The organism is Paenibacillus beijingensis (assembly GCF_000961095.1).
GTDB classification, from domain to species: domain Bacteria; phylum Bacillota; class Bacilli; order Paenibacillales; family Paenibacillaceae; genus Paenibacillus_O; species Paenibacillus_O beijingensis.
The window spans coordinates 3930157-3944084 of the sequence record NZ_CP011058.1 but is presented as its reverse complement, the minus strand read 5'-3'; the positions used below and the strand labels follow the sequence as shown (position 1 = coordinate 3944084).

General features: G+C 55.4%; 16 protein-coding genes. All 16 read right to left on the bottom strand.

What is annotated here, in order from left to right; translation table 11 throughout:
* Positions 1-410: 410 nt before the first annotated feature.
* Complete coding sequence (locus VN24_RS17795; protein WP_045671501.1) at positions 411-857, bottom strand: hypothetical protein; 447 nt, start codon at positions 855-857, stop codon at positions 411-413.
* 168 nt (positions 858-1025) lie between these two features.
* Positions 1026-2348, bottom strand: coding sequence for a GTPase ObgE (obgE, locus tag VN24_RS17790; protein WP_045671500.1), 1323 nt, complete (start codon positions 2346-2348; stop codon positions 1026-1028).
* A gap of 13 nt (positions 2349-2361) precedes the next feature.
* Positions 2362-3096: a Spo0B domain-containing protein gene (locus tag VN24_RS17785; RefSeq protein WP_045671499.1), complete on the bottom strand. Its 735-nt coding sequence runs from the start codon at positions 3094-3096 to the stop codon at positions 2362-2364.
* Positions 3097-3266: 170 nt separating this feature from the next.
* Positions 3267-3578, bottom strand: coding sequence for a 50S ribosomal protein L27 (rpmA, locus tag VN24_RS17780; RefSeq protein ID WP_045671498.1), 312 nt, complete (start codon positions 3576-3578; stop codon positions 3267-3269).
* Between the two features lie 18 nt (positions 3579-3596).
* Positions 3597-3929, bottom strand: a complete 333-nt coding sequence (locus VN24_RS17775; protein WP_045671497.1) for a ribosomal-processing cysteine protease Prp — start codon at positions 3927-3929, stop codon at positions 3597-3599.
* An 11-nt stretch (positions 3930-3940) separates the two neighbouring features.
* Complete coding sequence (gene rplU, locus VN24_RS17770; RefSeq protein WP_045671496.1) at positions 3941-4252, bottom strand: 50S ribosomal protein L21; 312 nt, start codon at positions 4250-4252, stop codon at positions 3941-3943.
* 200 nt (positions 4253-4452) lie between these two features.
* A complete protein-coding gene (locus VN24_RS17765; RefSeq protein WP_045671495.1) occupies positions 4453-5742 on the bottom strand; it encodes an Rne/Rng family ribonuclease in 1290 nt (429 codons plus the stop codon).
* 92 nt (positions 5743-5834) lie between these two features.
* Complete coding sequence (locus VN24_RS17760; RefSeq protein WP_045671494.1) at positions 5835-6704, bottom strand: M50 family metallopeptidase; 870 nt, start codon at positions 6702-6704, stop codon at positions 5835-5837.
* Positions 6697-7743 (bottom strand): M23 family metallopeptidase, encoded by a 1047-nt coding sequence (locus VN24_RS17755; protein WP_045671493.1) that lies wholly within the window; start codon positions 7741-7743, stop codon positions 6697-6699. The genes VN24_RS17760 and VN24_RS17755 overlap by 8 nt, the downstream gene beginning before the upstream one ends.
* 260 nt (positions 7744-8003) lie before the next feature.
* Positions 8004-9149 (bottom strand): FtsW/RodA/SpoVE family cell cycle protein, encoded by a 1146-nt coding sequence (locus VN24_RS17750; RefSeq protein ID WP_045671492.1) that lies wholly within the window; start codon positions 9147-9149, stop codon positions 8004-8006.
* 7 nt (positions 9150-9156) lie between these two features.
* Complete coding sequence (minD, locus tag VN24_RS17745; protein ID WP_045671491.1) at positions 9157-9948, bottom strand: septum site-determining protein MinD; 792 nt, start codon at positions 9946-9948, stop codon at positions 9157-9159.
* Positions 9949-9951: 3 nt separating this feature from the next.
* Entirely contained in the window at positions 9952-10617 is a 666-nt protein-coding gene (locus VN24_RS17740) for a septum site-determining protein MinC (protein ID WP_045671490.1), read from the bottom strand.
* Positions 10618-10685: 68 nt separating this feature from the next.
* Positions 10686-11210, bottom strand: coding sequence for a rod shape-determining protein MreD (mreD, locus tag VN24_RS17735; protein WP_045671489.1), 525 nt, complete (start codon positions 11208-11210; stop codon positions 10686-10688).
* On the bottom strand, positions 11207-12091 hold the full coding sequence (mreC, locus tag VN24_RS17730; protein WP_045671488.1) for a rod shape-determining protein MreC: 885 nt from the start codon (positions 12089-12091) through the stop codon (positions 11207-11209). The genes mreD and mreC overlap by 4 nt, the downstream gene beginning before the upstream one ends.
* Before the next feature lie 63 nt (positions 12092-12154).
* Positions 12155-13183, bottom strand: a complete 1029-nt coding sequence (locus VN24_RS17725; RefSeq protein ID WP_045671487.1) for a rod shape-determining protein — start codon at positions 13181-13183, stop codon at positions 12155-12157.
* A gap of 42 nt (positions 13184-13225) precedes the next feature.
* Positions 13226-13912 (bottom strand): RadC family protein, encoded by a 687-nt coding sequence (radC, locus tag VN24_RS17720; protein ID WP_045671486.1) that lies wholly within the window; start codon positions 13910-13912, stop codon positions 13226-13228.
* Positions 13913-13928: the final 16 nt, after the last annotated feature.

Below are 13928 nucleotides of genomic sequence, written 5' to 3'. Positions count from 1 at the left end.
AACGTAATACGGGAGGAACGGCAATAGGTTGGGCGGTGAAAATGAGCGCCGCGGATTATTGGTTGAAAGAAGGCCGCTGCATGGCTGGTTCGGGTCTCCGATCGCTATCGCTTCTCCGACTCCGAACCAGCCATTCCGCTCCCTTATCACCAGGGAGTGAACAGGGAATGAAATTCGGCACTGCACTTCTATTTCGTCTTTTAAATAAAGGCATGAGTTTGTTCGAGGAGGCTTGCTTTGTTCAGGTGACAAAGGGCTCCTTCTGCGCAGCCGCGTCTGCTTTTCCCAAGAAAAAGAGGCAGGTTTCAGACAAAAAATAAAATTCTAGACCGTGAATCTTGACAAGATCCACTTTTTTTAGGAGTAATTGGTCAAATTTTGATATTATCCTATTCGTCTGCCGAGTAGAGTCATGTTGCTTCTACAACGATACTATCAAAGTATCGATCACCCATGTATACTTCAAGCCGCCACATTCCTTTTTTATTTCCTTCTTTGTCCAGCACGAATTTGGCTCCACTTTGCGCATCGGCTCCTACCGGATTTTTCGATCTTGAAACATCCCATTCGGGATACAATGTTTGTGTTATCCCCGTCTCCTTGTGTACGCCTATTAGCTTGTATGTACTCGCTAATTCTTCTTGCTTTCCCCAGAAATAAATGATAAAGTGTCCACCTTTCGATATATCGCTATTGCCTTGAGGTACAAACCCTAACCGGTCTTTTTTTCCGTACATCTTAACTCCGCCAGCTTCAAAAGTTCCGCTCAATTCCCATTCCGGCAGATTATCGGTTGTATCTTGAGCACTGCATGCAGTCAGTAGAAATATTAATCCAATGAGTAAATATTTAACCACTAGTATCCACTCTCCTTTTCGGTCAATTGTATCATATTGGAAACAAAGCAAAGAAGAGGATAATCTGAGGTTCCCGTAACATCTAAGGTTCTTTGGACAGCATGTCGCAGCGGCATCTTTTTCAGTGTCAAGGATGAAAAAAGCTCCCGCCGCAAGGGCGGAAGCTCGTTACTCGTGGAAGTAATCGCTGCCTTCGAAAAATTCAAACGCGAAATCGCCGATCCGGACGGTATCGCCGTCCTTGGCTCCGATTTTGCGCAGGGCGGTGTCGACGCCCATCTTACGCATCATGCGGGCAAAACGCATCACCGCATCGTACGAATTGAGGTTGACGCGTTTGATCGCACTCTCGATCGCTTCGCTCTCGACAACGAATCCTTCGTTTTCTTTGTATACCCGGAACGTCGTTTCCTGGCGCGCCTCGTGCTTGTACACTTTGCGCTCGGTGACATCCTTCACTTCCTCGACAGCAGGCGCATCCGGCACCGATTCGAGCGCTTTCGCCGCCTTGTACAGCAGCTCCTGAATACCTTCCTTCGTCAGGGAAGAGATCGGAACAATCTCATATTCCCGGTCCGATGCGGTCTCCGCCAGACGGGCTTTGAACGCCTCCAGATGCTCCGCCGCTTCCGGCATGTCCATCTTGTTGGCCGCAATGATCTGCGGGCGCTCCGCCAGCTTCGGGTTGTAAAGCACGAGCTCTTCGTTGATTTTGACCCAGTCCTCATAGGGGTCGCGCTCTTCCGTAGCGGCCATATCGACAACATGAATAATGACGCGGGTCCGTTCGACGTGCCGCAAAAACTCGTGACCGAGGCCGACCCCTTCATGGGCTCCTTCGATCAGTCCCGGCAAATCGGCCATGACAAAGCTTTGTCCGTCGCCGACGTCGACGACGCCGAGATTCGGCGTAATCGTCGTGAAGTGGTACGCGCCGATTTTCGGCTTAGCCGACGAAACAATCGACAGCAACGTCGATTTGCCGACGCTCGGGAACCCGACCAGACCGACGTCCGCCATCACTTTCAGCTCCAGCACGAGCCAGCGCTCATGACCTTCTTCGCCGTTCTCGGAAATTTCCGGGGCCGGATTGTTCGGCGTCGCAAAGCGCATGTTGCCTCTGCCGCCCCGCCCGCCGCGGGCCACGACGACCTCTTGTCCGTGACGGGTCAGGTCGGCGATAATTTCCTGGGTATCGTCGTCAATGACGACGGTACCCGGAGGAATGCGGACGATCATATCTTCCGCGCCCGCGCCGTGCATCCCCTTCGGCTTGCCCTTCTCGCCGCGCTGCGCTTTAAAGTGCTTCTGATAGCGGAAATCCATCAGCGTGCGCAGCCCTTCGTCGACCCGGAATATGACGTCGCCGCCTTTGCCTCCGTCGCCGCCTGCGGGACCTCCGTTAGGGACATATTTCTCACGGCGGTACGATACGATGCCGTCTCCGCCATCCCCGCCTTTTACAAATATTTTTGCCTTATCGACAAACATGATAATCCTCCGTTCAAGCGGACAGCTTTGCCTCCAGCAGCACATGGTGGAACTGCGTCAGCCGCGCGGCCTGCAGCGGCGTTCCGAGCAGGCGTTGTTTCAATATTTGAAGCAGCTGATCCTCATCTTTAATATCGCCATCGTAATGCAGCTCAACCTGAAGGCTGTTATCGCTGCAGTAAATCCTCAGCCGCAATGTGGCGGGCTCGCCTGGTCCCGGCTTGACCTGGAACCGGTAAGCATTGACCACATCGACAATAGCATCGGCGATGGCTTGACGGTCAAGCGGCAAATCTTCGAATTGAAGCCCCGTATCAATATCCACATCGAGCTGCAGCGAATGGGAAAATGTGCGGAACGACTGAATAAAAGTGACCAGAGACGGAACGCCAAGCTTCGAGATCCGGCTCTCAATCGCCATCTTGTCTCTTATTTTTTCCACACTTGCGACCGCTTTATCCGGCTTACCCATCCGGATATATCCATACAGAACCTGAAGCTCGTTCATCCAGTCATGGCGATGATGATTCAACGTATGAATGGCCGATTTTTGCACCGCCTGCACCGCTCGCTCCAGCCGTCCCGCCCCTTCTTTGCGGTCGGCGGCAATCCACACGGCGGATGCACCCGCAAGCCAAAAGACGAACACCGCATGCACCCACAGCAGGGATGGCCAAATTATGACGCTAGCCGCCGGCAGCAGCACGGATACCGCCGCACTCAGCTTTGCCGCTCCAAAGCGATTCATTTCACAATCCCACTTTCTCGGTTAAGGTGACTCTCTTAAGAGACGAAATGCGTTCACCGGAATGCCGCAGGCCGGCTGCGGACCGGAAAGTCCCGGGTGACGGCGTCCTGCTGCCGCTTCCCGACAAAAAAACCCGGCCTGTCTAGTCAGGCCGGGTCGCTTGCCGGTTGTTAAGCTTCTACAGTTGCAGCTACCGGAGCCACTTCCACTGCGTATACGCTCACTTTTTTGCGGTCACGTCCCCAACGCTCGAACTTGACTACGCCGTCAATAAGCGCGAACAACGTATCGTCCTTGCCGATACCTACGTTGTTGCCCGGGTGAATTTTCGTTCCGCGTTGGCGGTACAAAATGTTGCCGGCCGTTACCACTTGTCCGTCAGCGCGTTTTGCGCCCAGACGTTTCGACTGGCTGTCCCGTCCGTTCTTCGTGGAGCCTACGCCTTTCTTGGAGGCGAAAAGCTGAAGATTCAGTTTCAACATCGTTGTTTCCCTCCTTCGTTACACGATTTGTTCCTGTATATCGATATACTTGCCGTATGATTCTCGTATGCCGTCCAGCATAACCACCATCGACTCCAGCAGCAGTTGAAGCTTAGCCTCGGCGGCCTCGTCCCCCAGCTGCGGAATGTCGCTTTGCAGCCAGCCGTCCTTCATGGAAGCCGGCAGCTCCACGCCGGTAAGAGCCTCAATCGAATTGACGGTTCCTACCGTAATGGCGGAAACGCCCGCGCATACGATATCCCGGCCAGATTTGGCGTAATTGCTGTGCCCTTCCACTGCGAAAGCAGCGATTCGCCCATCAGCCCGCCTTGTGATCGTTACGGAAATCATGAGAATGCCCCTTAAGCCTGGATGCTCTCAATCGTAACTTTCGTGTACGGTTGACGATGGCCTTGTTTGCGGCGGTAGTTCTTTTTGGCTTTGTATTTGTAAACGATGATCTTTTGGCCTTTGCCGTGTTTCTCGACTTTGCCGGAAACGGTAGCGCCGGATACAACCGGAGTTCCCGTTACGAGACCTTCGCCATTGGATACGGCCAGAACACGGTCAAACGTTACGCTTTCGCCTTCGTTTGCGTTCAGTTTCTCGATGTAGATGACATCTCCTTGCTGAACTTTGTACTGCTTTCCGCCTGTTTCGATAATTGCGAACATGATTGGTGCACCTCCTTGTTATACAAGACTCGCCTGGATAAGGTGGCGGCTTGCGGGCAAAGCCCTTCCGCACTTGAATTAACCCCTCCGGAGCGGTACCTGAGTATGTCTTGCGTGACATACACCCAAGTATTGTAGCACACAAAACCGTACGGTTCAACTGCAATTTTATTCCTTATCGGTATAAGGTGCAAAAAGCGCTATTGCGGACGATGGCCGCCCGCGTCGGCGCCCCGTCTCGCTTTCGGAAGCCCGACATACCGTCTCCCGCTGCCGCCGCACGTCTCGCACAGCTGGTAAAATTGCAGGCCGACGTTCTCCCGCGTCTTTTTGCGTGTAATTTCGAGCAATCCGAGACGGGTCCAGCCGTGGATCTGGCATTTGGTACGGTCGCCGCCCGCCGACTCTTCCAGTCGCTGCCGCACCGCTTCCCGGTGGGTCGAAGCTTCCATATCGATAAAATCGGCGATGACGATGCCGCCGACATCCCTCAGCCGCAGCAGCCGGGCGATTTCGTCCGCCGCTTCGAGATTCGTCCGGTACACCGTGTCCTCCAGCCCGCTCGTCCCCGTAAATTTGCCGGTGTTCACATCAATGACGGTTAACGCTTCCGTCTGCTCCCAGATCAGGTAGCCGCCGCTCGGAAGCCAGACGCGCGTTTGGAACGCGGCGTTAAGCTGCTCCGCAATTCCGTATTTTTCGAACAGCGACACCGAGCCGTGAGCAGGATAAAGGCGCAAACGCCCCTCCATCGCAGGAGCCAGCTCGCGGATCATCGAGGCCGCTTCCTCAAACAGCGCCGGATCGTCCACCCACACTTCATCGATATCGGAGGAGAGCATGTCCCGAAAAATCCGTCTCAGCAAACCGGCTTCAAGCAGCACCGGCTCCGGCGGCTTCGCCGCTTTGAACCGCAAGCGGACGTTTTCCCACGTCTGGCGCAGCTGCATCAGATCGCTTCGAAGCGACTCCTCGCTCTCGCCCTTGGCAAGCGTCCGCATAATAATTCCTTCCCCGCGCTGCCGGAGCGACTCGCCCACGCCGCGCAGCCGGTTGCGTTCGCTTTCGGACTCGATTTTTTTGGAAACGCCGACGTAATCCGCATTCGGCATGTAGACGAGCCAGCGGCCGGGCAGCGAATAATGGCTTGTCACGCGCGCCCCTTTGCTGCCGAGCGGCTCCTTGATGACCTGAACGAGCAGCTCCTGACCGGGACGCACAAGCTCCGTAATCGACGGCTTGTCCCGTTGGCGCTTCTCATCGGTTGGCTGCAGCAGCTCGTCAATATATAAAAAAGCGTTTTTGTTCAATCCGATATCGACGAACGCCGCCTGCATGCCGGGGAGTACGTTGACGACCCTGCCTTTGTAGATGTTGCCGACAAGCCCGCCCGTTTCGGAGCGCTCCATGAAAAAATCAACGATCCGCCCGTTGTGCAGCACAGCCGTTTGCAGCAGTTCGCCTTCTTCATGAATCAGCATCGTTTTCATCGTTATCCGCTCACACCTGCCTTGCGCGGCCAAAGACCGTTAGTTGTCCATGATAACAAGCAATCGAATGATCGGTGGATCCAGATTCTATTCTACCTGAAAAGGTCCGAAACTGCACGGTCTCCCGCCAAATAGCCTTCGATTATGCGCTGTTCCGGCAGCACGCGCACAATTTTCCCCCGCTCTTCCATCACATAAACGAGGTGATACTGCTCGCGCAAAAACAGCCGTACGGTCGACCAGATCGACTGACCGGCCGTCACGACGATGGGCCGCGCATGCGCCCCTTGCGTGATGCGCCGCACCGCCACCCGGTCCCGGTGCATCAAAAAACGTACGAACACAAACGGCAGATTGCGCCGCTGGGTCCAATTGCTCGCAAGCAAAAAGAAACCTACGGCCAGCAAATTGGCATGAACGCCGCCGCCGAAAAAGAGCGGGTAGATCGAATAACCGACCATCAGGACGCTCAGCGCCATGCCAACCACAACGCTCCCCTGCAGCGCCTTATAATAATTGAAGCTGAAGCTTAGTGCCACCTTAAGCAGTCTTCCGCCGTCCAGCGGATAAATCGGGAGCATATTAAATAGAACGAGAATGGCGTTCGCCTCGGCAATATAAGCGGCCGCAGCAGAATCCATCAGCCCGAAATGGCCGAGCGCCCAGGCTGCCGCCCCCATCCATACGTTTTGCAGCGGACCCGCCAGGGCGACGACCGCTTCTTCGGCGGAAGGAGCTCCGGGCTCTTCTTCCATCTCCGCAACTCCGCCGAACGGCAGCAGCCTCACCGCGCGCACCGTCCAGCCGAAGCCGCGAGCCGCAGCCACGTGACCGATCTCATGGATCAGCACAAGCGTAAACAGCGTCAGCAGCTCGATAAAATATCCGGTCAGCACGGACATGAGCATAATAACCGCAAACAAGGGGTGCAGCGACCAGACGATGCCTCTAATTTTAATCAATCGGGACCACGTCCGCAGGGTCGACGTAGCTGTCATTTTGCTTGACGGCAAAGTAGAGCAGCGCCGTGCCGCTTGTCCCCACCTGCGGCCCCAGCTCGCCGATCGTCTGCCCGGGCTGCACCCAGTCGCCTTTTTTCACTTCCGCCGCGCTCATGTTGCCGTATATCGTCGAACGCCCTCCGGCATGCTGAATGACAACGGTGAAGCCGCTGCCGCTGTCGCCGGATACGAGCGTCACCCGGCCTTCCTGCGCTGCGCCGACGTCCTCCTGGGGCTTCCCGGCAAGTTCAACGCCGCTGAGCAGTTCGGCAAACGTGCGCACGATCGATCCTCCCTCAAGCGGCGAGGTAACCGGCAGCTTCACGGTGCCCGCCACGCTCTTCGCTTCGTTATCGCTGCCGCCGAATATAGGTATAAACGTCGGGGCGCCGTCAAATGTTTCACGGTACCATACCGCTACCGCTTGAAAATCCATATTTTGCGTCAGTGCCCGGGTTACAAACGACTGCCCGCCGGTTGCCCACTCGCCCTGCGCCTGAAACAGACCCCATACGGCGCCGAACAGCAGGGCCGCCGCCAGCAGCCTCATTCTCAGCTCGCGCAGCAGCGGCCCGCCGCCTTCGCTGCCGTAAGTGCCGCCGGAGCGCCGGTCCCGGGAGCTGTCGTCCATTCCTTTTCCCCGCGCTTGCCTAATGTAAGGCGTCCGTTCGAACCCGCCAGCTCCCGTTCGCCACCAATCGGCCTGTTGCTCTTTCCAGGCCTTCTCCGGATCGTTATCCGGATCGCCGTATTCGCCGCCCGCCGTAACGTTTAGATTCGGGAATGGATTTCCCACATGCCAGCCTCTATGATCATCCCGGATCGGAAACCTCTCCGAATCAAAAGCACCGCTGTCGTATGCATCGTATCGATAAGGAGATGCCGGATCCGTGCGATGTTCCCGGCGTACCGGAAGTCTTCCGGACGCTTTCGTGCCATCTTCTGTCAGGCGGCGGATTTTTTCCTGCCGGCGCTGCCGGACGCTCTTCTGAATTTTCATTCCCGTCCCCTCCCATTCTGCTCCGTACGAGCCCTTTACAGTTGCGTAAAGGAAAGCTTGTTCTTATCTGTATGAGCGAAGGAAGACAAGTATGCTGCAGGCGGTCGGGAGAAAGAAAACAAAGAGTGTGAGCGTCTCTGCCGGCAATGAAGCAGCTTTGATAAGGGCGACCGGCGCAAAAAAACCGCCCGGCTCGTGTCCGGACGGTTCGATCTAGTTGACGCGTCTGTATCGGCTATATCGCTACATGGATAAACTCGTCAATCCAGCTGATATTTTTCCTGATGCGCCCTAATGCTGAACACGATGCCGATGCTAAGCATATTGAGCAGCAGCGATGTCCCGCCGTAACTGATGAACGGCAGCGTAATGCCGGTAATCGGCATCAGGCCGATCATCATGCCGACATTCTGGAACACCTGAAACACGTACATCGACACGATGCCGATGACGATAAACGACGCACGCAGGTCGTAGCACTGGAAGGCGATAATAATCATCCTGTAGATCAGCAAAAAGTAGAGCAGCAGCAGAACGGCCGATCCCTGAAAACCGAACTCCTCCCCGATGACGACAAAGATGGAATCCGAGTACGGGTAAGGGATAAAGCGCCGGTTTTTGGAGTCGCCTTTCATATATCCGTCGCCCGTAAGTCCGCCCGAGCCGATGGCGATCTTTGCGTTTTGCGACTGGTGCTTGTCATCGTCCGAAGCGCTGTTCGGGTCGATAAAGGTGTTGATCCGCTTGTACCAGTGCCCCTTCTCATGATCGTCCAAGTACTGTTTGATCTCCCCGTTGAAAGTGGTGAACAGCGTCACAAACAGCACCAATCCCCCGATAACGGCCGCGAGGCCGATGAGTACGTGGGAATACTTTACATTTCCGATCCACAGCATGCCGAGCACGATGACGAGAAAAATAATCGCGTTGCCGAGATCCGGCTGAATCATGACAAGCGCAAACGGCAAAAAGGAGAACGCCGCGATCGGCAGCAGGTCGGTCGTAAAGCTCAGTTTATCGCCGCCTTTGCGACCCATCAAGTACGCGATGCCGATGATGAGCACGAATTTGGCCATCTCCGCGGGCTGGAACTGAAAGCCGCCGGGCAGCTTGAACCAGCTGCGCGCTCCGTTAATGTCGGCGCCGAAGAAGTAGACGAGAATGAGCAGCACGATGCAAATGACGTACAAATACAGCCAGCCTTTTAGAAACAGCCGGTAATCGAGCAGCGTAATGAGCAGGACGACAATAAAGCCGATACCGTAAAAAATAAGCGTCTTCACATCGTAATTGGGGAATTCGCTGTTGCCGTAGGTGGCGCTGCGCACGAGCAGCGTGCTGATGATCATAAATAAGACGAGGATGATCACAATGCCGGCATCCATCTTTTTCAGTTTATTAATCACAATGCGCTCATCCTATTCCGAAAAACTTGCGCAGCCGCATAAATTTTCCTGCCTTGTCTTCCAAAGACATAAGCGGCACCATGTCGCCCAGAATGCGCCGGGCAATGTTGCGGTAAGCGATTGCTGCGCGCGAAGAAGGGTCCATGACCGTCGGCTCCCCGGAGTTCGCCGCTTTAATGACCCGGTCGTCGTCCGGCACGACGCCCAGCAAATCAATGGCTAGAATTTGGCAAATTTCGTCGACGTCGAGCATTTCCCCGTTTTTGACGAGCTTGGCCTGTATGCGGTTGATGACAAGCTTTGCCGAAATATTGGACTGCTCGAGCAGTCCGATCACCCGGTCCGCGTCGCGAACCGCGGCGTTCTCCGGCGTCGTGACGACGATAGCCCGGTCGGCGCCCGCAACCGCGTTGCGGAAACCTTGCTCAATGCCTGCCGGACAGTCGATGATCACGTAATCGTATTCTTTTTTCAACTCAAGCACGATATCCCGCACCTGCTCCGGCGAGATGTCGTTCTTGTCTTTCGTCTGCGCAGCCGGCAGCATGTACAAATCTTCGAACCGCTTATCTTTGACGAGCGCCTGCTGCAGCCGGCACCGGCCTTCGGCGACATCGACCAAATCGTAAATGATCCGGTTTTCAAGTCCCATCACAACGTCCAAATTCCGCAGGCCGATATCGGTATCGACCATGCACACCTTTTTGCCGAGCAGCGCCAGCGCCGTTCCCAGATTGGCAGAGGTCGTCGTCTTGCCGACGCCGCCTTTGCCCGATGTTATGACGATTGCTTCTCCCATGATCTACACCCCTTTGAACACAATCGCATCCTTGCGCATCCGGTACAGCTGATTCATTTTGTCGATCTGCATCACGCCTTCCGTCAAATACGCATACTCCATGGAAGCGTCGCCCGTTATCCATTCTTCCGGCGGACGGCTGATGACCTCGGCAATGCGCAGCTGAGTCGGACGCAGCAGCGAAGCGGCGATAATGACGTCCTCCCTACCGCTCACGCCGGCATGAGCCATTCCCCTCAGCGCGCCCAGCACGAAAATATCACCCGTGCATACGACAGCGCCGCCGGGATTCACATCTCCCAGCAGCAGCAGGCTTCCGTCGTGTTCAACCGTTTGGCCCGACCGGACCATACCCGTCATCATTTTCAACCGCTCGGCGTTCTCATCGCGTTTCTGCTGCGCTTCCATTTCCGATTCAATCGACTGCACAAGCAAATTTCCGCGCTGCCGGATGGCGGCTCTGATCCGTTCCTTGTCCTCATCCGACGCGGCCCTTGCGCCAAGCTTGACATGAACGTGAATAAGCGGCCCGGAAAGCAGCTGCTGATGCGACTTCTCCATCTTGTAATGAAGTTCGTCCAGCAGCGCCGAAAATTCGCATTGATCGTCAAAGAGGAACACGAGACCTTCTTTAACGCCCTTGATCGTAATATGCTGTTTGTCGGTCACACTCGTCCCTCCCTGAACGTAATCAATTCTGGACGAAAGCCGCTATCTCCTGCTTTTGCGCTGATGCGCTAATCCCGGTCTTTGTCCAGCCTGTTCCGCGATGCTTCGGAAAACCAGCGTCTGGCCGGGATATAGACCGCAAGCGCAAACGCCTGCTGCAAGAACAAGCTCGGAAGAATATGGTCGTACATCGCCCAGGCGAACGTCTCGTTCGTAATCCGGAACACTTTGTAAACATAGAATACAAGCACTTCATAAAATAAGTCCGCAAAGCCGATCATGGCCAGCGCCATAAACAGCGTGCTGCGCTTGCGCTCCAGCATGATGCCGACCGCATAGCCGATCAGCCCCATCGTAAACGCGTGAACGCCGATCAGATGCCCGTAGTAGACGACATCCTGCAGCATACCGAAGCCAAAGCCCAGCAGCAGCGCCGAATGCCTGGAGTGGTACAAGGCGGCGTAAAGAACCATGACAAACGTGAAATGCGGAACGAGACGCCCCGCGAAGCCGTCCGGAACAAGCCAGGGCACAATCGTTCCTTCCACCAGAAAAAGCAGCAGCATGATCAGCACGATGAAACGCATGCTCATGGATTTCCGGTCTCCAGCTTTGGAATCTTGACAACGAACACTTCCGACAGATGGTCGAAATCGGCGGCGATTTCAACCGCTGCGGTATTCGTCAGGCCGAAGTCGCTCACCTGCCTCGACTCCACCGTGCCGATCACAATGCCTTTCGGGAACACATTTCCAAGACCGGAAGTAATGACCGTATCACCGACGGCCATCTTGTCCGACTCCGGAATTTTGGTCATGAGCAGACGGTCCGTCTCCTCGTCGTAATTGCTGATAATGCCGAATGAGTCCGATTCACGCCCGAGAATGGTCGCCGAAATCCACTTCGGAACCGGAGCCTGATCGTCGATTTCCGTAATCGGCATGACCGTTGAGGTGAATGCGGATACTTTGCTCACCATGCCGACGAGACCGTCCACGGTGACGACGGCCATATCGGCTTCGATCCCATCTTGCGAGCCGAGATTAATGGTCAGCGTCTTATTGTAAGGGTCGGGACTGAGCGCCACCACCTGGGCCACGATATATTGGTAGTCATTCATTTGCTTTTGCCGTTCCGTAAATGCGAGCGCCTTCTCAAGCTCCTCGTTTTTCTGCTTCGTAAAATTGTACTCTATCTTGTCGCGCGCGTAAGCGGCCGCCATCGTGCGGAGCTGTTCATTCTCTTCGTAGATTGAACGCAGCTGGCGAATATCCTGGAACAAGCCCGCTATGTAACCAGCGGGCTTGTACAACCATTGCTGCGTGTATCCTACCGTATCCTTGACGAATTTTTCCGGCCAGGACAACTCTTTGCGGTTGCTGAGCGAGAACCCGATCACCGCGATGAAAAGAATAAAACCGATCATGAGCACGAACAACCGCTTGTTTCGCAGCAGCTTAAACAATTCGATCACCCGCCCATTATTGCTTGCTTACCTGCTTCTCGCCGCTCCGGAATGGGGAGCGTGCCCGTTTCCTTATCTTCTGGAGCGGGAAACGCCCTTGTTTTTGAACAGATGAATGTTTTCCAGCGCCCGTCCGGTTCCGATCGCCACACAGTCGAGCGGGTTCTCCGCTACGATGACGGGCATTCCCGTCTCACGCGCAAGCAGCTTGTCCAGATTGCGAAGCAGCGCTCCGCCGCCGGTCAGCACGATGCCGCGGTCCATAATGTCGGCCGACAGCTCCGGCGGACATTTCTCCAGTGTTACTTTGACGGCGTCGACGATCGCATGCACCGTATCGGTCAGCGCTTCGGCAATTTCATCGGAGGTGATGGAGAGCGTTTTCGGCAGTCCCGTTACGAGGTCGCGGCCGCGGATTTCAATCTGCTCCGGCGTCTCCAGCGGCATTGCCGAACCGATCTCCATCTTCAGCTGCTCGCTCGTCCGCTCCCCGATCATCAAGTTGTACAGACGTTTAATGTACTGGATAATCGCTTCGTCCATTTCGTCGCCGGCAATGCGGATCGAGCGGCTCGTAACAATTCCGCCGAGCGAAATAACGGCCACTTCCGTCGTGCCGCCGCCGATATCGACGACCATGCTTCCCGTCGGCTCCCATACGGGGAGGTCCGCTCCGATCGCCGCCGCAAACGGCTCCTCGATCGTATACGCTTCGCGGGCGCCGGCCTGCTTCGTAGCGTCCTCGACCGCTCTTTTCTCCACGGCCGTAATGCCCGACGGCACACATACCATAACATTAGGATGGCGCGGGAACAGCGAACGCTGCTTCTGCGCCTGTCGGATAAAATATTTAATCATGGTGGCGGTCGTTTCGAAATCCGCGATTACGCCGTCTTTCATCGGCCTGACGGCGCGGATGTTGCCTGGTGTGCGCCCAATCATCTTCTTGGCGTGCTCGCCGACCGCTTCAATTGTCTTTGTATCGGTACGCAGGGCCACCACCGACGGCTCCCTGACAGCTATGCCTTTGCCTCTTACATATACAAGGGTATTTGCGGTACCCAGGTCAATTCCCAAATCTTTCGAAAAACCACCAAACATGTGAATACTCCCTTCTTAATTGCGACAATCCATCTTATTATATTACATCAGGCCTTGTTCCTTCAAACTAATATATCGTCCGTCGCCGATGACAATATGATCCAGCACGTCAATGCCCATCAGCTCTCCGGCTTCCGCAAGACGCCGTGTAAGCGTTACATCTTCCGGGCTCGGAGTCGGGTCGCCGCTCGGATGATTGTGCGCGCAGATGATAGACGCGCAGCTATGCTTGACGGCGGAGCGGAACACTTCGCGCGGGTGTACGAGCGAAGCGTTAAGCGTGCCGACCGACAGCGTTTCACGGCCGATAATATGATTTTTTGTATTGAGGAACAAGCAGACAAAATGTTCTTTTTTTAAGTACCGCAGCTCTTCCATAATATAATCGGCCGCATCGTGCGGACTGCGGACCGTGACAATATCGATGGGACGGCTGCGCGCCAGCCTGCGCCCGAGCTCGATGCCGGCCCGGATCTGCAGCGCTTTGGCAGGACCGATCCCGCGAATCGTCGTCAGTTCCTGAATGCCCATATCAACCAAATTTCGTATACTGCCGCATTCTTTCAGAACCCGCCCCGCCAAATGAACCGCCGACTCCCGCTGCGTACCGGTACGCAGCAAGATCGCCAGCAGCTCGGCATGGCTGAGCGCCTCGGCCCCATGCCTCATCATCCGTTCTCTGGGACGCTCTTCCTCAGGGACATCGCGCAATCGGTAAGACTCCTGCATCTCTTTTCCGCCTCTC

Bases quoted from the DNA above. Each gene is read 5' to 3' on its own strand.
- mreD (WP_045671489.1), bottom strand. From the start codon at position 11,210: ATGAGCATGCGTTTCATCGTGCTGATCATGCTGCTGCTTTTTCTGGTG.
- radC (WP_045671486.1), bottom strand. From the start codon at position 13,912: ATGCAGGAGTCTTACCGATTGCGCGATGTCCCTGAGGAAGAGCGTCCC.
- VN24_RS17765 (WP_045671495.1), bottom strand. From the start codon at position 5,742: ATGAAAACGATGCTGATTCATGAAGAAGGCGAACTGCTGCAAACGGCT.
- rplU (WP_045671496.1), bottom strand. From the start codon at position 4,252: ATGTTCGCAATTATCGAAACAGGCGGAAAGCAGTACAAAGTTCAGCAA.
- VN24_RS17755 (WP_045671493.1), bottom strand. From the start codon at position 7,743: ATGAAAATTCAGAAGAGCGTCCGGCAGCGCCGGCAGGAAAAAATCCGC.
- VN24_RS17785 (WP_045671499.1), bottom strand. From the start codon at position 3,096: ATGAATCGCTTTGGAGCGGCAAAGCTGAGTGCGGCGGTATCCGTGCTG.
- rpmA (WP_045671498.1), bottom strand. From the start codon at position 3,578: ATGTTGAAACTGAATCTTCAGCTTTTCGCCTCCAAGAAAGGCGTAGGC.
- minD (WP_045671491.1), bottom strand. From the start codon at position 9,948: ATGGGAGAAGCAATCGTCATAACATCGGGCAAAGGCGGCGTCGGCAAG.
- VN24_RS17725 (WP_045671487.1), bottom strand. From the start codon at position 13,183: ATGTTTGGTGGTTTTTCGAAAGATTTGGGAATTGACCTGGGTACCGCA.
- VN24_RS17775 (WP_045671497.1), bottom strand. From the start codon at position 3,929: ATGATTTCCGTAACGATCACAAGGCGGGCTGATGGGCGAATCGCTGCT.
- obgE (WP_045671500.1), bottom strand. From the start codon at position 2,348: ATGTTTGTCGATAAGGCAAAAATATTTGTAAAAGGCGGGGATGGCGGA.